Source organism: Microbacterium stercoris (genome assembly GCF_017592545.1).
Lineage (GTDB): Bacteria > Actinomycetota > Actinomycetes > Actinomycetales > Microbacteriaceae > Microbacterium > Microbacterium stercoris.
Map to the genome: position 1 here is coordinate 254,397 of NZ_JAGFOA010000005.1, position 16,766 is coordinate 271,162.

Below are 16,766 nucleotides of genomic sequence, written 5' to 3' on the forward strand. Positions count from 1 at the left end.
CCATGCGCGTCGACGGTGAGCTGAAGGACCTCGCAGCGGAGGTCACGACGGATTCGAACGGGACCCCGGTGCAGACGACGGAGCCGGTCACCATCGACAGCCAGGACGGCCTCAACATCCTGCGCCACTCCACGGCGCACGTGCTGGCGCAGGCCGTGCAGAAGCTGCGTCCCTCGGCGAAGCTCGGCATCGGTCCCTTCATCACCGACGGCTTCTATTACGACTTCGGCGTCGACGATCCCTTCACGCCGGATGACCTGAAGGCGATCAAGAAGGAGATGCAGCGCATCGTCAAGGACGCGCAGCGCTTCCGTCGCCGTGTCGTCACCGACGACGAGGCGCGCGTCGAGCTCGCGGACGAGCCGTTCAAGCTCGAGCTCATCGGCCTCAAGGGCGGCAAGAAGGAAGCCGCCGAGGGTGCCGGCGTCGAGGTCGGCGAGGGCGAGCTGACGATCTACGACAACATCGATGGCCGCACCGGTGAGACCGCGTGGAAGGACCTCTGCCGCGGCCCCCACGTGCCCTCGACGCGCATGGTCGGCAACGGCTGGGACATCGTCCGCGTCGCCGGCGCCTACTGGCGCGGCAGCGAGAAGAATCCGCAGCTGCAGCGCATCTACGGCACCGCCTGGCCGACCAAGGACGAGCTGCGCGCCTACCAGGAGCGCCTCGCCGAGGCCGCGCGCCGCGATCACCGCAAGCTCGGCCGCGAGCTCGACCTGTTCTCGTTCCCCGAGGAGATAGGATCCGGTCTCTCGGTATGGCACCCCAAGGGCGGCATCGTCCGTGGTGAGATGGAGCAGCACCACCGCAAGCGCCACATCCAGGCCGGGTACAGCTACGTCTACACGCCGCACATCACGAAGAAGGATCTCTTCGTGACCTCGAACCACCTCGTCACCTACGCCGACGGCATCTGGCCGCCGATCCGCATGGACGAGGAGCGCGACGACGAGGGCAACGTCACCAAGCAGGGTGTCGACTACTACCTGAAGCCGATGAACTGCCCGATGCACATCCTGATCTACAAGGAGCGCGCCCGCAGCTACCGAGACCTACCGCTGCGCCTCGCGGAGAACGGCACCGTCTATCGCAACGAGCTCTCGGGTGCGCTGCATGGCCTCACCCGTGTGCGCGGCTTCACGCAGGACGACGCCCACCTGTTCGTCACGCCCGACCAGCTCGAGGCCGAGACGACCAAGGTGCTCGAGTTCGTGCTGTCGCTGCTGAAGGACTTCGGCCTCACCGACTTCCGTCTCGAGCTCTCGATGCGCGACGACGAGAAGTCGAAGTGGATCGGCGAGGAGGAGGTCTGGGCGACGGCGACCGATGCGCTGCGTCGTGTGGCGCTCGCGACGGGCCTCGAGCTGATCGAGGAGCCCGGAGAGGCCGCGTTCTACGGTCCGAAGATCGACCTCAAGGTCACCGATGCGATCGGCCGCTCGTGGCAGCTCTCGACGGTGCAGCTCGACTTCAACCTGCCCGAGCGCTTCGAACTTGAGTTCACCGACCGCGACGGCTCGAAGCAGCGTCCGATCATGATCCACCGCGCGCTGTTCGGATCCATCGAGCGCTTCTTCGCGATCCTGCTCGAGCACTACGCGGGTGACTTCCCGCTGTGGCTCGCGCCCGTGCAGGTCGTCGGCGTGCCCGTGGCCGATGAGTTCGCCGACTACCTCGACGGCGTCATCGAGCAGCTGCGTCAGGCCGACGTGCGCGCCGAGCTCGATCGCTCCGACGACCGCATGCAGAAGAAGATCCGCACGCACACCACGTCGAAGGTGCCTGTCATCCTCATCGCCGGTGACCAGGATCGATCCGCGGGAACCGTGTCGTTCCGCTTCCGCGACGGCTCGCAGCGCAACGGCGTGCCCATCGCCGAGGCGATCGAGCTGCTGACCGGCGCGGTGTCGTCGAAGGCCCTGATCCAGACCTCCGAGGACCTCGCCTGATGTCCGCCGAACTCGAAGGGGCGGCGGAGTTCGCCGCCGTCCCCGACGAGTTCCAGCGACTGTGGACGCCGCACCGCATGGCGTACATCACCGCCGGCGCCGACGTGAACCGGGGGGCAGGCTGTCCCTTCTGCGCCGCGCCGGGCCGGGATGACGAGTCGGCGCTGATCGTGCATCGCGGCAAGACCGCGTTTGTGCTGCTCAACCTCTTCCCATACAACTCCGGACACCTGCTGGTGTGCCCTTACCGCCACGTCGGCATGTACGACGAGGCGACGGCGGAGGAGGCCGGGGAGATCACCGCGCTCACGCAGACCGCGATGCGCGTGCTGCGTGAGGTCTCACGCTGCGACGGCTTCAATATCGGCATGAACCAGGGCCACGTGGCCGGGGCCGGCGTCGAAGAGCACCTGCACCAGCACATCGTGCCGCGCTGGGCGAGCGATGCGAACTTCTTCCCGATCATCGCGAAGACGAAGGCGCTGCCTCAGCTGCTCGGTGATGTGCGCCGGGCGATCGCGGACGCCTGGCCCGCCTGATCACACGGGCTTGACGGGGCGGACCCGACGCACGACGAATCCGCTCGCGTCAGCGAGCCGCGGCGATCGATGCGGCGAGGTCGGTGACGAGGGTCACGGACTCCGCGTCCGTGAGGTCGTGGACCGTGAGCCGCAGGTGCGGTTCGGCGGGGGAGTCGAGATAGAACTCGTCGCCCGTGCGCACGAGCCACCCGCGTCGGCGCAGCTCGGCCGCGACGAGGGGGGCGGGCGCCTCGACGGGAACCCACACGCTGAGCCCATCGGCCACTCGCGTGGAGATGTCGTGCGCCGAGAGCAGCTCGGCGAAGGCCGCGTTGCGGGCGGCGTAGTGCGCGCCGGCGCGGCTGATGAGGTCCTGCGCGTTCGGATCCGCGAGGATCGCGTGCGCGAGGCGCTGCAGCAGGTGGCTGACCCAGGTGGTGCCCGAGCTCAGGCGAAGTGCGAGACGCTCGGCGGTGTGCGGATCCGATGCGGTGACGGCGAGGCACATGTCGGGACCGAGGAACTTCGACACCGACCGCACGAGCGCCCAGCGTCGGTGGTCCGGCCCGACGATCGAGCGGAACGGCTGCTGAGAGAGCAGCGAGAAGTGGTCGTCCTCGATGACGAGCACGTACGGATGATCGGCGAGCACGGCGCGCAGCTGGGCGGCACGGGTATCCGACAGGCCATGGCCGGTGGGGTTCTGTGCGCGGGGTGTGCAGATCACGGCGCGCACGCCCTGCGCGAGGGCCGCTCGCAGGCCGTCCACGGTCATGCCCTCGGCGTCGACGGGCACCGGAACGGCGCGGTAGCCGGCGAGCCGGACGGTGTGGATGTTGGCCAGCCAGCAGGGGTCTTCGAGAGCGATGGCGTCGTCGCGGGTCAGCGCCTGGGCGAGAAGGCGCTCGACGGCGTCGACGGCGCCGCTGGTGAGCGTGAGGCGCAGTTCGGCAGGCGCGGCATCTGCGCGCATCCACGCGAGGGCGTCGGCCTCGAGATCCGGATCGATCACGGGCTCCCCGTAGAGCACCGGACGACCTGCGAGCGCACCGAGGTAGGCAGAAGGATCCGGGATCCAGGCGGGATCCGGATTGCCCGCGCCGACATCTCGCAGCCGGCGCGACGGATCCGGATCCGCGTGACTGAAGCCCTCCTGCGCGACCGGCTCGGGATGCGCGATGCGGGTGCCCGCCCGGCCTCCCGCGACGACGAGGCCGGAGCGACTGAGGAGACCGTACGCCGCGACGGCGGTGTTGCGGTTGACGCCGAGGCGCTCGGCGAGCGCGCGCACGGGCGGAAGGGAGTCGCCGGGCTGCAGCGCGCCGCGCTCGAGCAGCGCGCGCACGCTGCCGGCGATCTCGGCGGCGGTGCGACCTTCGATGCTGCTCACGACGTCGTCCATCGTGTCGAGCCTACTGGCGCACCGTGATACTTTTTGGCATAGGTCGAACTTCGACCTATGCCAAAAGCCCGCCCAGACGGGCCAGACCTCAGGAGCATCGCGTGACCGACGCCACCACCTCGACGACCGACGCCGCCTTCGGGGGGAGCCGCATCAAGCGCGGACTCGCCGACATGATGAAGGGCGGGGTGATCATGGACGTCGTCACTCCCGAGCAGGCGCGGATCGCCGAAGACGCCGGCGCCGTCGCGGTCATGGCCCTCGAGCGTGTGCCCGCCGACATCCGCGCCGAGGGTGGCGTCTCGCGGATGAGCGACCCTGACATGATCGACGGCATCATCCAGGCCGTCTCCATCCCCGTCATGGCGAAGGCGCGCATTGGCCACTTCGTCGAGGCGCAGGTTCTGCAGGAGCTCGGCGTCGACTACATCGACGAGTCCGAGGTGCTCTCGCCCGCCGACTACGTCAACCACATCGACAAGCAGAAGTTCACCGTGCCCTTCGTCTGCGGCGCCACGAACCTCGGTGAGGCCCTGCGCCGCATCAACGAGGGGGCCGCGATGATCCGCTCGAAGGGCGAGGCGGGCACAGGTGACGTCTCGGAGGCCACGAAGCACATCCGCAAGATCACCTCGGAGATCAACCTGCTGCGCTCGATGACCCGAGACGAGCTCTACGTGGCGGCCAAGGAGCTGCAGGCGCCGTACGACCTCGTCGCGGAGATCGCCGAGACGGGCAAGCTGCCGGTGGTGCTTTTCACCGCGGGCGGCGTGGCCACACCTGCCGATGCGGCGATGATGATGCAGCTGGGGGCCGATGGTGTGTTCGTCGGCTCGGGCATCTTCAAGTCGGGCGACCCGGCCAAGCGGGCGGCCGCCATCGTGAAGGCCACCACCTTCCACGACGACGCGAAGGTCATCGCCGAGGTGTCGCGCGGGCTCGGCGAGGCGATGGTCGGCATCAACGTCTCCGACCTCCCGGCGCCGCACCGTCTCGCGGAGCGCGGCTGGTGATGAGCCCCCGCGTCGGCGTTCTCGCGCTGCAAGGTGACGTGCGCGAGCACGTGAACGCGCTCCGGGAGCTCGGTGCCGAGGCGGTGCTTGTCCGTCGCCCGGAAGAGCTCTCGTCCGTCGACGGTCTCGTGATCCCGGGCGGCGAGTCCAGCGTGATCGACAAGCTCTCTCGCGCCTTCGGGATGCAGGTTCCGATCCGTGAGGCGATCGCCGCCGGGCTTCCGGTCTATGGAACGTGCGCGGGACTGATCCTGCTCGCGGATCGGATCATCGGCGCGATCGACGGCCAGGAGACGTTCGGGGGACTTGACGTCACCGTGCGCCGCAACGCGTTCGGCGGTCAGGTGGAGTCCTTCGAGACCGACCTCGTCTCTGCGGAGCTCGAGGGCGCGCCGGTGCACGCCGCGTTCATCCGGGCACCGCTCGTCGAGGAGGTCGGCCCGCTGGCCCGGGTGCTCGCGGCGCTGCCCGACGGCCGGGTGGTCGCGGTCGCACAGGGCAATCTGATCGGCACCGCGTTCCATCCGGAGGTCACGGGGGAGCTGCGCTTCCACCGGATGCTGCTGGACCGGATCTCCGCCCGCGCCACGACGCGGGCGGCATAGACGCGCAGAGGTATGAGAAACGGCGGCTCTGATCACTCAGAGTCGCCGTTTCTCATACCTTCTGGAGGATCCGGTCAGCGAACCTGGCGCACCTCGAACTCCATCCGCGGGTGTGCGTAGTGCTGCTGCGACTCGACCAGCTGCAGCTCGCGCTCACCCGAGGCGAGAGTCTGCTCGAGCAGACCGAAGACGCTCGACGCCGTGCGCGCGAGGGCCTCGGCGGCCGAGCCCGTCGCGGTGTAGTGCGCGGTGAACAGCGCGGCGGTGACGTCGCCCGAACCGTTGGCCTTGAAGGGCAGACGGGGTGTGGCGATGAGCCAGGCGCCTTTGTCGTCCGCGGCGAGCATCTCGAGCGTGCCGTCGGCGTTGTCCGGACGCTCGACGCTCGTGACGAGCACCGTGCGCGGACCCATCTCGTGCGCGCGGTCCACCGACGCCAGCGTCGAGGGGAGGTCGCCGGGCTCGGTGTCCGTCAGGTAGCCGAGCTCGAACTGGTTGGGAGTGATGATGTCCGCCACCGGCACGACCTTGTCTCGCAGCAGCACGGGGATCTCCGGGGCGACGAAGCAGCCCGACTTGGCGTTGCCCATCACCGGATCGCACGCGTACAGCGCGTTGGGGTTCGCGGCCTTCACCCGCGCGACGGCATCGACGATGACGTCCGCGATGCCGACGCCGCCCTGATAACCGGAGAGCACTGCATCGATCTGCGGGAACGCGCCCCGCTCCTCGATGCCGGTGAGGACCTCGCGCACATCGTCGGGGGCGATGAGGGGGCCGCGCCAGGCGCCGTAGCCCGTGTGGTTCGAGAAGTTGACCGTGTACACGGGCAGCACCTCGACGCCGATGCGCTGCAGCGGGAACACCGCCGCCGAGTTGCCGACGTGTCCGTACGCGACCGCCGACTGGATCGAGAGGATCTTCATGCTCTGATCCTCCCACTCCCGGGGGCCGTGCTCCCGCAGGGATCGTCTCCTCGACGCAACCGGGCGCCGCGATGCGCCACGGGCCCTGCGGCGCGGATCGCGGTGATCCTCTTAGACTGGTTCGAGGTCCTCGACCGTGCGGAAGCGCGCAGGGACCACGGATATCGGAGCGGGAGAGTCATGTCAGGTCATTCCAAGTGGGCGACGACCAAGCACAAGAAGGCGGTCATCGACGCCCGTCGTGCCAAGTCGTGGGCGAAGCTGATCAAGAACATCGAGGTTGCGGCGCGCATCGGCGGTCCGGATGAGGCGGGCAACCCGACACTGTTCGACGCCGTTCTCAAGGCGAAGAAGACCTCGGTTCCCAAGGACAACATCGACCGCGCCATCAAGCGCGGCGCCGGCATCGGCGGCGAGGCCGTCGATTACACGACGATCATGTACGAGTGCTACGCGCCCGGCGGCGTCGCCATGCTCATCGAGTGTCTGACCGACAACAAGAACCGTGCGGCCGCCGAAGTGCGCACGGCGGTCACCCGCAACGGCGGCAACATGGCAGACCCGGGGTCGGTCTCGTTCAACTTCGAGCGCAAGGGCGTCATCGTCGTGTCGGGCGAGGGCGTCGACGAAGACGACGTGATGATGGCCGCCCTCGAGGCCGGAGCCGACGAGGTGGAGCCGCACCCGCAGGGCTTCGAGATCGTCACCCCGGCGAGCGACCTGGTCGCGGTGCGTTCCGCTCTCAAGGACGCCGGCATCGAGTACGAGTCCGCCGATGCCGAGTTCGTCGCGAATGTGAAGGTCCCCGCCGACGCCGACACCGCGCGCAAGGTATTCAAGCTGATCGATGCCCTCGAGGACAGCGATGACGTGCAGAACGTCTTCACGAACATCGACCTGACGCCCGAGGTGCGGGCCGAGCTCGAGGCCGACGACGAGTAAGTCGACTCACGCCTCGCGGCGCCCCATCCGGTCTCCGGGTGGGGCGCCGTCGCATTCCCGGTACCGTGGTCGCGTGCAGGACGAAGAGGTGCTTGCGGGCGGCAACGTGACGCCGGTGGTCCGGATCGGAGACACCGTCCGTCGTGAGAGCGGGCGATGGACGCCGGCGGTGCATGAACTGCTGCGCGCGTGTGAGGCCGCGGGCGTCGATGGCGTGCCTCGTGTGCTCGGCCTCGACTCGATCGGGCGCGAGATCCTGAGCTTCCTACCCGGGGAGGTGCTCGTCGGCACGGATGCGCTGTGGGATCGGCGGGTGATGCGCGATGCCGCCGCCCTGCTGCGGCGGATCCACGACGCGAGCGTCACCCTCGTCGACCTCGAGCTCGAGTGGCGAGCGCCGCGGAGCGAGCCCGCTGAGGTGATCTGCCACAACGACTTCGCGACGTACAACCTCGTGCTCGCCCCGGACGGATCCGTCGCTGCGATCGACTTCGACTTCGCCTCACCGGGGCCGCGGATCCGCGACCTCGCCTATCTGGCGTACCGGATCGCCCCCTGGGTGGGCGACGCCACGGGCGCGGATCCGGATCGCCACGGCTCGCCGGAAGAGCGGGTGCGCGCGTTGATCGCGGCGTACGGGGCCGAGTGGTCGGTCGACGAGGTGCGGACCGCCGCGGCCGACCGGGTGGAGGAGCTGGCCGCCTTCACGGAGGACCGTGCTGCGGCCACGGGACGCGCCGACTTCACCGCGCACGCGGCGATGTACCGGCGTGATGCCGCCCGGATGCGCCAGGCGATCGCATGAGCCGGCGGGGCTGCCGCCCGCTCGCGTGAGGTGCGCCTACGCTGGCGAAGTGAGCACTCTGCGCGTCCTCGGCATCGACCCCGGTCTGACCCGGTGCGGCGTCGGGGTGGTCGATGTCGCGCGCAACCGCACGGCGACCCTGGTGCATGTGGGCGTGGTGCGCTCGGCGGCGGACTCGCCGATCGCCGAGCGACTCGCCACGATCGCACGTGGGATCCGGGAGGTGCTCGACCTCACGCAGCCGCACGTCGTGGCGGTCGAGCGGGTGTTCGCTCAGCACAACCTGCATTCGGTCACCGGCACGGCGCAGGCCAGCGGCGTCGCGCTGATGCTCGCGGCAGAGCGTGGGATCCCGGCGGCGACCCACACGCCGAGCGAGGTCAAAGCCGCGGTCACCGGCTATGGCGCGGCCGACAAGCTGCAGGTGCAGACCATGATCCAGCGCGTGCTGCGCCTCGATGCTCTCCCTCAGCCCGCCGACGCCGCGGACGCACTCGCGTTGGCGCTGTGCCACGCCTGGGGCGGGGGAGTCTCCGCCCAGGCGCACGTGGCGGACACCTCGCTCACCCCCGCTCAGCGCGCGTGGGCCGAGGCGGAGAAGCGCTCGCGGACGAAGCGTGTCGCTCGAACATAGGTGCGAACCGCCGCGTAGGCTGTGGGCATGATCTCCTCCCTGCGCGGCACCGTGCTGCATGCCGCAGCTGACAGCGTCGTCGTCGAGGTCGGGGGAGTCGGCTTCTCCGTGGCGGTGCCCCCCGACGTCGCGCGCACCGCGCGGCCCGGCGAGACCCTCGCGCTGCACACGAATCTCATCGTCCGCGAGGACGCGCTGTCGCTGTTCGGTTTCCTCGAGCGCGAGGAACTCGAGGTGTTCATCGTGCTTCTTGGGGTCTCAGGGGTGGGACCCAAGTCGGCGCTCGGCGTGCTGTCGGGCCTGACGGTCGATCAGATCGCCGCCGCGGTCGCCGAAGAGGACGACGCGCCCTTCCGCAAGGTGTCGGGCATCGGACCCAAGACGGCCAAGCTCATCGTGCTGCAGCTGCAGGGCAAGCTCGCCCCGCCCGCCCCGGCGGTCGCCACGAAGGCGGCGCCCGATGTGGCGGCGAGTGTGGTGCAGGCGGTGGCCGGTCTCGGCTGGCCCGAGCGCGTCGCCGGCGAGGCGGTCGCACAGGCCGCGGAGGCGGCTTCCGACGCCGACCGCGCGTCGGTCCAGGCCCTGCTGCGTCTGACGCTCGCGCTGCTCGGCCCCGCGAAGCAGGCAGCGCGTGGCTGAGGACGAGATCACCACGCCGCGGCCGGTGGATGATGCCGAGCTCGCGATCGAGGGCGCCCTGCGCCCCGTGTCGCTTGCGGAGTTCGTCGGTCAGCAGAAGGTGCGCGGCCAGTTGCAGCTGCTGCTCGACGCGGCGCGCATCCAGCAGCGTCCGGCCGACCACATCCTGCTCGCGGGCCCTCCTGGTCTGGGCAAGACGACACTCGCGATGATCGTGGCGCACGAGAGCGAGCGCCCCCTGCGTATGTCGAGCGGTCCCGCGATTCAGCATGCGGGTGATCTCGCGGCGCTCCTATCGAGCCTGACGCCGGGCGAGGTGCTGTTCATCGACGAGATCCATCGGATGGCGCGCTCCGCCGAGGAGATGCTCTATCTCGCGATGGAGGACTTCCGCATCGACATCATGGTCGGCAAGGGCGCCGGGGCGACCAGTATCCCTCTCGATCTCGCGCCCTTCACGCTCGTGGGAGCCACGACGCGATCCGGCATGCTGCCGAACCCGCTGCGGGATCGCTTCGGATTCACGGCGCATCTCGAGTACTACGAGCCCGCGGAGCTCGAACGCGTTGTCGGGCGCTCGGCGTCGGTGCTCGGAGTCGCGCTGGGGGATCAGCAGAAAGCGGAGATCGCGCGTCGCTCGCGTGGCACACCCCGCATCGCCAACCGGCTGCTGCGACGGGTGCGTGACTACGCGCTCGTCCATGCGGGCGGTGCCGCCGCCGACATCGCCGAGGTGCGGGCGGCACTGGAGCTGTACGACGTCGACGGCATCGGCCTCGATCGGCTCGACCGCGCCGTGCTCGACGCTCTGGTCAAGCGCTTCCGCGGCGGCCCGGTCGGCCTGTCCACCCTCGCGGTGACGGTGGGTGAGGAGCCCGACACCGTCGAGAGCGTTGTGGAGCCCTACCTGGTGCGCATCGGATTCATGGCAAGGACGCCGCGTGGACGTGTCGCCACGCCGGAGGCGTACGCCCACCTCGGCGTGCCGCTGGCTGACGGGGCGCTCGATTTCCGATGACCTATACTCACTGAAGGTCTGGCGGTATCCGCCGAAAAACCCCGCTTCGCGCCGACGCCGGCGCGCGCCCTCGAAAGGCTCACAGCCCCATGGATCCGAATCTCCTTCTTCTCGTCGTCTTCGTCGTGCTCATCGGCTGGATGTTCTTCAACTCCCGCCGCACGCGTGCGAAGCAGAAGGAGGCCGCGGAGCTGAAGGCCCAGCAGATGGTGCCCGGCGCCCGCGTGATGACGCGCAGCGGTCTGTTCGGCACGCTCGTCGAGTTCGACAAGGACGACCTCTCGAAGCCGGCCAAGGTCGAGATCGCTCCGGGCGTCGTCATCGAGCTGCACTCGCAGGTCGTCGACATCGCGCCGGACACCGTGGTCGAGGATGACGCTGCCGAAGCGGACGACGTCGATGAGGAGCCCGTCACCGAGGTCGAGGCCGCCAAGGCCTCCGAGGAGGCTGCGGAGGCTCCCGCCGTCGCCGCCGACGGCAAGCCCGAGGCGTACGGCGTCCCCGAGTACAAGCTTCCCGAGATCGACCTCGGCGACGACAAGGGCGACGACAAGAAGGCCTGAGCCTTCCGTCCCTCCGTCTCCCGCAGCAGAAAGCTGAGCCGCCCGTGGCGACATCGACTCCTGCGCGCCGTGCCTGGCGCGTTCTGACCGGCCTGCTGGTCCTCACCGCTGTGCTGTTCGGCGTGAACGCGCTCGGCGTGCACGTCGTCAAGGGCGGCACCTGGGTTCCCGAGCTCGCGCTCGACCTTCAGGGCGGCACCCAGATCATCCTCGAGGCGCAGACCGACAACGGCGAGCCGTCAGCGGAGCAGATGACTCAGGCCGTGGCGATCATCCGGCAGCGCGTCGACGCCTCCGGCGTCGGCGAGTCGGAGATCTCGACGCAGGGCGGCAAGAACATCGTCGTCCAGATCCCCGGAAACGCCGACGAGGCCACTCGCGAGCGCATCCAGCGCAGCGCGCAGCTCGAGCTCCGAGCGGTGATCTACGCCTCGGCGCCGACCAACACGTTCGTCGGCGAGGACGGCGAGGAGACGCCGTACCCGACGCCGGAGGAGTCGCTGAACGCCGTGCCGACGGCCGAGCCCTCCAACGGCTCCGACCCGGCGTGGGTGACCGACAAGCTCTGGGCGCAGTTCAACGCCTATAACTGCGACGACGAGGCGAATGACCCCTCGTCGGCGCCGGCCGATCAGCCGCTGATCACGTGCGACGTCGACAACAGCGCGAAGTACATCCTGGGCCCCGTGGAGATGGACGGCTCCTCGGTCGACGACGCCACCAACGGCATGGACCCCCAGCGCGGCACCTGGAGCGTCAACCTCCGCTTCGACGCGGAGGGCACGAAGACGTTCGGCGAGATCTCGCAGCGGCTCTACGGCGCGCAGTCGCCGATGAACCAGTTCGCGTTCGTCCTGGACGGCAAGATCATCTCGGCCCCGTCGATGGACGCGATCATCACCGACGGTCGTCCCTCGATCTCCGGCCAGGGCATCGACCAGGAGACGTCGAAGCTGCTCGCCGATCAGCTCAAGTTCGGCGCCCTTCCCCTCAGCTTCGAGGTCGTCTCGTCCGACACCATCTCGGCCACGCTCGGCTCGCAGCAGCTGCAGAGCGGTCTGATCGCCGGTCTCATCGGCCTCGCACTGGTCGCGCTCTACGTCGTCCTCATCTCGTACCGAGCGCTCGGCTTCGTGATCATCGCGTCGCTCGTCGTGATGGGCGTGCTGACCTACATCCTGCTCTGCCTGCTGTCCTGGCGACTCGGCTACCGCCTGTCGCTGGCTGGCGTCGCGGGCCTGATCGTCACGATCGGCTTCACTGCGGATTCGTTCATCGTGTACTTCGAACGCATCCGAGATGAGCTGCGCGACGGCAAGGGCATCATCGCCGCCGTTGAGGACGGCTGGAGTCGCGCGAAGCGCACGATCTACATCTCGAAGTCGATCAACATCCTGGCCGCCGTCGTGCTGTACATCCTCGCCGACGCCACCGTGAAGGGCTTCGCGTTCACGCTGGGGCTCACGACCGTGCTGGACGTGCTGATCTTCGTGATCTTCACCCACCCCGTAATGCAGCTGCTGGTGCGCACTCCGTTCTTCGGCAACGGCCACCCGCTGTCGGGCCTCGACCCGAAGGCGCTGGGCTCGGTGTACACGGCTCGCTCGTCGTTCCGCACGCCCGTCGCTTCGGGCGGCCGCGCTCAGCGTTCGCGTGGCGAGGCCGAGCGCCGACAGACCATCGCCGAGCGGAAGGCCGCCGAGGCGGCCGCGCAGAACGCGTCGGACAAGGGCGCCTCGCGCGCCGAGGAGGAGAACGCCTGATGCGCTCCATGACCGAGTTCGGCAACGACCTCTACACGGGCAAGGCCTCCTTCCCGTTCGTCGGCCGGCGTCGCAGCTGGTTCATCGTCGCGATCGTGCTCGTGGTGCTCTCGGCGATCGCGCCGCTGCTGCGCGGCGTCGAGTTCTCGATCGAGTTCACCGGAGGCTCGCAGTTCCTGGTCTCCGCACCGGCGTCGACCGACCAGGCGCTTGCGACGCGGGCCGTCGAGGAGGCCGTGCCGGGCACGACCGCCAAGGTGACGACCATCAGCGAGCGCGACATTCGCGTTCAGACGTCGCAGCTGGATGACGCGCAGACGCACGACGTCACGCGGGCGCTGGCCGAGGCCTACGACGTCGCGGACGAGGAGATCACCGCCTCGTTCATCGGACCCACCTGGGGTCAGGACGTCACGCGCCAGTCGCTGTGGGGTCTTGCGATCTTCCTGGCGCTGACATTCCTGATCCTCGCGATCTACTTCCGCACGTGGAAGATGTCGGCCGCTGCCATCATCGGCCTGCTGGACGTGCTGGTGGTGACGGTGGGCATCTACGCCCTCTGCGGCTTCGAGATCTCGCCGGCGGCGGTGATCGGATTCCTCACGATCCTCGCCTACTCGCTCTACGACACGACCGTCGTGTTCGACAAGATCCGGGAGAACACCTCCGAGGATGCCGAGGTGACGAGTCGCACGTTCGGCGAGTCGGTCAACCTCGCGGTGAACCAGACGCTTGTGCGCTCCATCAACACGTCGATCGTGGCCGCCCTTCCGGTCGCGGCGATCCTCTTCATCGGATCCTTCGTGCTGGGCGCCGAGACGCTGTCGGACATCTCGCTGTCGATCTTCGTCGGCATCATCGTGGCGACGTATTCCACGCTGTTCGTGGCGGCACCGCTCTACTCGCTCTTCCGCGAGAACGAGCCGGCCATCCGGCTGGCGGACGAGCGTGTGCTCTCCGCGCGTGCAGCCGCCTGAACGGCTACCTGATGAGCAGTCGCGGCGCGGCGGCCGCTGACCTGGGGGTCCCGCGCCGCGGCGTAGAATCGCATTGCCCTCCTCACGGGGGCGAGATCGTGGGAGGGGTCAGGACATGGCCGATTCGGTGACGTCCCAGGCACCCAGCCTTCGCCGGCTGGTGCCTCGCATCTTCTCGCGCGCCTCCCGCCACGCCGACCTCACGCGCCTGATCAACACGGTGCGCGCCAATCACCCGCGCGGCGACATGGCCATCATCGAGAAGGCCTACGCGGTCGCCGATGAAAAGCACCGCGGTCAGAAGCGCCAGAGCGGCGAGCCGTACATCACGCACCCGCTGGCCGTGGCGCAGATCCTCGCGGATCTCGGCCTCGGCCCTCGCGCCATCGCGGCGGCGCTGCTGCACGACACGGTCGAGGACACCGGCTATCCGCTCGACGAGCTGCGTGCCGAGTTCGGCGATGAGGTAGCGCTGCTCGTGGACGGCGTCACGAAGCTCGACAAGGTCAAGTACGGCGAGAGTGCGCAGGCCGAGACGGTCCGCAAGATGATCGTCGCGATGTCGAAGGACGTCCGTGTCCTCGTCATCAAGCTCGCCGACCGCCTGCACAACGCCCGTACGTGGGGCTTCGTGCCGAGCGAGAAGGCGGCGAAGAAGGCGACCGAGACCCTCGAGATCTACGCGCCGCTCGCGCACCGCCTCGGTATCCAGGCGATCAAGTCCGAGCTCGAGGATCTGTCGTTCGCCGTGCTGCATCCGAAGATCTACAACGAGATCGACAGCCTCGTGAAGCAGCGCACGCCCCAGCGTGAGCAGTACGTGCACTCCGTCATCGACGACGTGAATCGCGACCTCCACGAACTGCGCATCCGCGGCTCGGTGGCCGGTCGCCCGAAGCAGCTGTACTCCGTGTACCAGAAGATGATCGTCCGCGGTAAGGAGTTCGACGACATCTACGATCTGATCGGCATCCGCGTGATCGTCGGCACCGTGCGCGACTGCTACGCGGTGCTCGGTTCGATCCACGCTCGCTGGCGTCCGCTGCCGGGCCGGTTCAAGGACTACATCGCCACGCCGAAGTTCAATCTCTACCGCTCGCTGCACACGACCGTGATCGGCCCCGGCGGGCGCACCGTCGAGATCCAGATCCGCACGCAGGAGATGCACCAGCAGGCGGAGTTCGGTGTCGCGGCGCACTGGAAGTACAAGGAGCGCATGGCCGGCGGGAAGCCGGTCGATGACCCGAAGTCCATCGACACCGACATGGCGTGGCTGGCGCGCATCTCCGACTGGGAGTCGGAGACGAAGGATCCGGGCGAGTTCCTCGACTCGCTGCGTTTCGAGATCGGCGCGAAGGACGTGTACGTCTTCACTCCCAAGGGGCGCGTCATCGGGCTGCCCTCGGGGGCGACCCCCGTCGACTTCGCCTACGCGGTGCACACGGAGATCGGTCACCGCACGATGGGTGCCAAGGTCAATGGTCGCCTCGTGCCCCTGGAGACGCGTCTGAACTCGGGCGATGTCGTCGAGGTCTTCACATCGAAGAACCCCGACGCGAGCCCCAGTCAGGATTGGCTGACCTTCGTCAAGAGCACGCGCGCCCGAAACAAGATCCGCGGCTGGTTCACGAAGGAGCGGCGCGAGGAGGCGATCGAGCAGGGCAAGGACGCCATTGTCCGCGCCATGCGCCGGCACCACCTTCCGATCCAGCGTCTGAAGGACAACCTGCAGGAGGTCGCCGACCTCATGCACTACGAGGACGTGTCGGCGCTGTACGCCGCGGTGGGCGAGGGACACATCTCGTCGCAGCACGTGCTCGAGAAGGTCACGGCGGTCATTCACGCCACCGAGGAGCCCACGACCGCTCAGGTGGAGCTTCCTCCGACCGTGAGCCAGCGTGCTCCGCGCAGCGGCGATGCGGGGGTGCTCGTGCGCGGCGCCGACGACATCCTCGTGAAGCTCGCGAAGTGCTGCACCCCGGTGCCGGGCGACACCATCGTCGGCTTCATCACGCGCGGCAGCGGCGTGTCCGTCCATCGCTCCGACTGCACCAATGTCGCGCAGCTCAAGAACGATCCGGAGCGCATGATCGAGGTGTCGTGGGCGCCCACGGCGAAGAGCGTCTTCCTGGTGCAGATCCAGGTCGAGGCGCTGGATCGATCCGGTCTGCTCTCCGATGTGACGCGCGTGCTCAGCGAGCATCACGTGAACATCCTCTCCGCCACGGTCTCGACCACCAAGGAGCGCCTGGCGCTCAGTCGTTTCGTGTTCGAGATGGGCGACGCCGTGCATCTCGATCGTGTGCTGAACGCCGTGCGCCGCATCGACGGGGTCTACGACGTCTATCGTGTGACCTCGTCCTGACCCGGCGCGCGCGCCGCTGACCGCAAGCCGGCGAGATAGGCCATGGCGGGCTGGCGGCCCGGGAACCGCCGGTGCGCGCGCAGCCAGCGCAGCGCATCATCGATCAGACCGGAAGTCGCCAGGCGCGCCGCCACCGTCGCGATCTCCGGATCGGAGGCCTCCCTCGCGAGCTCCACGAGCGTCCGCGCTGGCGACGCCACGCGCACACCGCCGATCACCACCGTGTCCTCATCGGCGAGCGGGGTGTCTCGGAAACGCACGTCGTGTCGGACGGGACGCGCGACTCCCGCACGGCCGCGCTGCACGTGGTGGACGGCAGGCGGAAGACCGACGGCGCCGTGCACCCACGCCGCACTCATCCCGATCGCGGCGAGTCGTTCGCCGAGGATGAGACGCATGCTCGCCGCGCGGATCTCCGACGTCTCGAGGCCGGCGGTGGAGGCATAGGCCTCGCCCACGAGCGTCAGCTCGCCGTCGAGGCGCGCGGCAGAGAGCTCGGCGGGGGAGAAGAGCTCATGCGGGAAGTGCACAAGGGGCATGACTCCAGCGTGCACGCAAAGAAGAGGGGCGCGCGGTCCGGTGTGGATAACCGGATCCGCGCGCCCCTCGGGCTCGGCGCGTCAGCCGCCGATGGCCTTCAG

16 protein-coding genes are annotated in these 16,766 nt (G+C 68.8%); 13 read left to right on the forward strand and 3 right to left on the reverse strand.

What is annotated here, in order from left to right; genetic code table 11:
- Positions 1–2: 2 nt before the first annotated feature.
- Both thrS and J5V96_RS13620 read left to right on the forward strand, forming a co-directional pair.
- On the forward strand, positions 3–1,952 hold the full coding sequence (thrS, locus tag J5V96_RS13615) for a threonine--tRNA ligase (RefSeq protein ID WP_236014819.1): 1,950 nt from the start codon (positions 3–5) through the stop codon (positions 1,950–1,952).
- Complete coding sequence (locus J5V96_RS13620) at positions 1,952–2,491, forward strand: HIT family protein (protein ID WP_208504173.1); 540 nt, start codon at positions 1,952–1,954, stop codon at positions 2,489–2,491. Before thrS ends, J5V96_RS13620 begins: the two co-directional genes overlap by 1 nt.
- 49 nt (positions 2,492–2,540) lie before the next feature.
- On the opposite strand, the gene J5V96_RS13625 is transcribed toward J5V96_RS13620, so the two are convergent.
- Positions 2,541–3,875 (reverse strand): aminotransferase class I/II-fold pyridoxal phosphate-dependent enzyme, encoded by a 1,335-nt coding sequence (locus tag J5V96_RS13625; RefSeq protein WP_208504171.1) that lies wholly within the window; start codon positions 3,873–3,875, stop codon positions 2,541–2,543.
- Between the two features lie 101 nt (positions 3,876–3,976).
- Between J5V96_RS13625 and pdxS the strand changes: the two genes are divergently transcribed.
- A complete protein-coding gene (gene pdxS, locus J5V96_RS13630) occupies positions 3,977–4,888 on the forward strand; it encodes a pyridoxal 5'-phosphate synthase lyase subunit PdxS (RefSeq protein ID WP_208504169.1) in 912 nt (303 codons plus the stop codon).
- On the forward strand, positions 4,888–5,493 hold the full coding sequence (gene pdxT / locus J5V96_RS13635) for a pyridoxal 5'-phosphate synthase glutaminase subunit PdxT (RefSeq protein ID WP_208504167.1): 606 nt from the start codon (positions 4,888–4,890) through the stop codon (positions 5,491–5,493). The genes pdxS and pdxT overlap by 1 nt, the downstream gene beginning before the upstream one ends.
- A gap of 74 nt (positions 5,494–5,567) precedes the next feature.
- Here the strand turns inward: pdxT and pdxY are convergent, their stop codons facing one another.
- Complete coding sequence (gene pdxY / locus J5V96_RS13640; RefSeq protein ID WP_208504164.1) at positions 5,568–6,419, reverse strand: pyridoxal kinase PdxY; 852 nt, start codon at positions 6,417–6,419, stop codon at positions 5,568–5,570.
- A gap of 180 nt (positions 6,420–6,599) precedes the next feature.
- Between pdxY and J5V96_RS13645 the strand changes: the two genes are divergently transcribed.
- The 9 genes from J5V96_RS13645 (at position 6,600) to J5V96_RS13685 (ending at position 16,125) form a co-directional block, all read left to right on the forward strand.
- Entirely contained in the window at positions 6,600–7,361 is a 762-nt protein-coding gene (locus tag J5V96_RS13645) for a YebC/PmpR family DNA-binding transcriptional regulator (RefSeq protein WP_208504163.1), read from the forward strand.
- A gap of 73 nt (positions 7,362–7,434) precedes the next feature.
- Positions 7,435–8,166, forward strand: a complete 732-nt coding sequence (locus J5V96_RS13650; RefSeq protein WP_208504161.1) for a phosphotransferase — start codon at positions 7,435–7,437, stop codon at positions 8,164–8,166.
- 49 nt (positions 8,167–8,215) lie between these two features.
- The gene (gene ruvC, locus J5V96_RS13655; RefSeq protein WP_307793625.1) at positions 8,216–8,800 is read left to right on the forward strand and encodes a crossover junction endodeoxyribonuclease RuvC; all 585 of its coding nucleotides are present in this window, start codon (positions 8,216–8,218) and stop codon (positions 8,798–8,800) included.
- A 27-nt stretch (positions 8,801–8,827) separates the two neighbouring features.
- The gene (ruvA, locus tag J5V96_RS13660) at positions 8,828–9,439 is read left to right on the forward strand and encodes a Holliday junction branch migration protein RuvA (RefSeq protein WP_208504158.1); all 612 of its coding nucleotides are present in this window, start codon (positions 8,828–8,830) and stop codon (positions 9,437–9,439) included.
- Complete coding sequence (ruvB, locus tag J5V96_RS13665; protein ID WP_208504156.1) at positions 9,432–10,457, forward strand: Holliday junction branch migration DNA helicase RuvB; 1,026 nt, start codon at positions 9,432–9,434, stop codon at positions 10,455–10,457. Before ruvA ends, ruvB begins: the two co-directional genes overlap by 8 nt.
- An 89-nt stretch (positions 10,458–10,546) precedes the next feature.
- Positions 10,547–11,020: a preprotein translocase subunit YajC gene (locus J5V96_RS13670; RefSeq protein WP_208504155.1), complete on the forward strand. Its 474-nt coding sequence runs from the start codon at positions 10,547–10,549 to the stop codon at positions 11,018–11,020.
- Between the two features lie 44 nt (positions 11,021–11,064).
- Positions 11,065–12,783 carry a protein translocase subunit SecD gene (secD, locus tag J5V96_RS13675; protein ID WP_208504153.1) on the forward strand — a complete coding sequence of 573 codons (1,719 nt, stop codon included), beginning with the start codon at positions 11,065–11,067 and terminating at the stop codon, positions 12,781–12,783.
- A complete protein-coding gene (gene secF / locus J5V96_RS13680) occupies positions 12,783–13,760 on the forward strand; it encodes a protein translocase subunit SecF (protein WP_208504150.1) in 978 nt (325 codons plus the stop codon). Before secD ends, secF begins: the two co-directional genes overlap by 1 nt.
- A 115-nt stretch (positions 13,761–13,875) precedes the next feature.
- Positions 13,876–16,125 carry a RelA/SpoT family protein gene (locus J5V96_RS13685; protein ID WP_208504148.1) on the forward strand — a complete coding sequence of 750 codons (2,250 nt, stop codon included), beginning with the start codon at positions 13,876–13,878 and terminating at the stop codon, positions 16,123–16,125.
- On the opposite strand, the gene J5V96_RS13690 is transcribed toward J5V96_RS13685, so the two are convergent.
- A complete protein-coding gene (locus tag J5V96_RS13690; RefSeq protein ID WP_208504146.1) occupies positions 16,104–16,664 on the reverse strand; it encodes a type IV toxin-antitoxin system AbiEi family antitoxin in 561 nt (186 codons plus the stop codon). The genes J5V96_RS13685 and J5V96_RS13690 overlap by 22 nt on opposite strands.
- Positions 16,665–16,766 lie beyond the last annotated feature (102 nt).

What these genes read in the sequence shown, in the direction of transcription:
- J5V96_RS13685 (WP_208504148.1), top strand. Translation starts at nt 13,876, where the DNA reads ATGGCCGATTCGGTGACGTCCCAGGCACCCAGCCTTCGCCGGCTGGTG.
- ruvA (WP_208504158.1), top strand. Translation starts at nt 8,828, where the DNA reads ATGATCTCCTCCCTGCGCGGCACCGTGCTGCATGCCGCAGCTGACAGC.
- J5V96_RS13645 (WP_208504163.1), top strand. Translation starts at nt 6,600, where the DNA reads ATGTCAGGTCATTCCAAGTGGGCGACGACCAAGCACAAGAAGGCGGTC.
- secF (WP_208504150.1), top strand. Translation starts at nt 12,783, where the DNA reads ATGCGCTCCATGACCGAGTTCGGCAACGACCTCTACACGGGCAAGGCC.
- J5V96_RS13620 (WP_208504173.1), top strand. Translation starts at nt 1,952, where the DNA reads ATGTCCGCCGAACTCGAAGGGGCGGCGGAGTTCGCCGCCGTCCCCGAC.
- J5V96_RS13690 (WP_208504146.1), bottom strand. Translation starts at nt 16,664, where the DNA reads ATGCCCCTTGTGCACTTCCCGCATGAGCTCTTCTCCCCCGCCGAGCTC.
- pdxT (WP_208504167.1), top strand. Translation starts at nt 4,888, where the DNA reads ATGAGCCCCCGCGTCGGCGTTCTCGCGCTGCAAGGTGACGTGCGCGAG.
- J5V96_RS13670 (WP_208504155.1), top strand. Translation starts at nt 10,547, where the DNA reads ATGGATCCGAATCTCCTTCTTCTCGTCGTCTTCGTCGTGCTCATCGGC.
- pdxY (WP_208504164.1), bottom strand. Translation starts at nt 6,419, where the DNA reads ATGAAGATCCTCTCGATCCAGTCGGCGGTCGCGTACGGACACGTCGGC.
- thrS (WP_236014819.1), top strand. Translation starts at nt 3, where the DNA reads ATGCGCGTCGACGGTGAGCTGAAGGACCTCGCAGCGGAGGTCACGACG.
- J5V96_RS13625 (WP_208504171.1), bottom strand. Translation starts at nt 3,875, where the DNA reads ATGGACGACGTCGTGAGCAGCATCGAAGGTCGCACCGCCGCCGAGATC.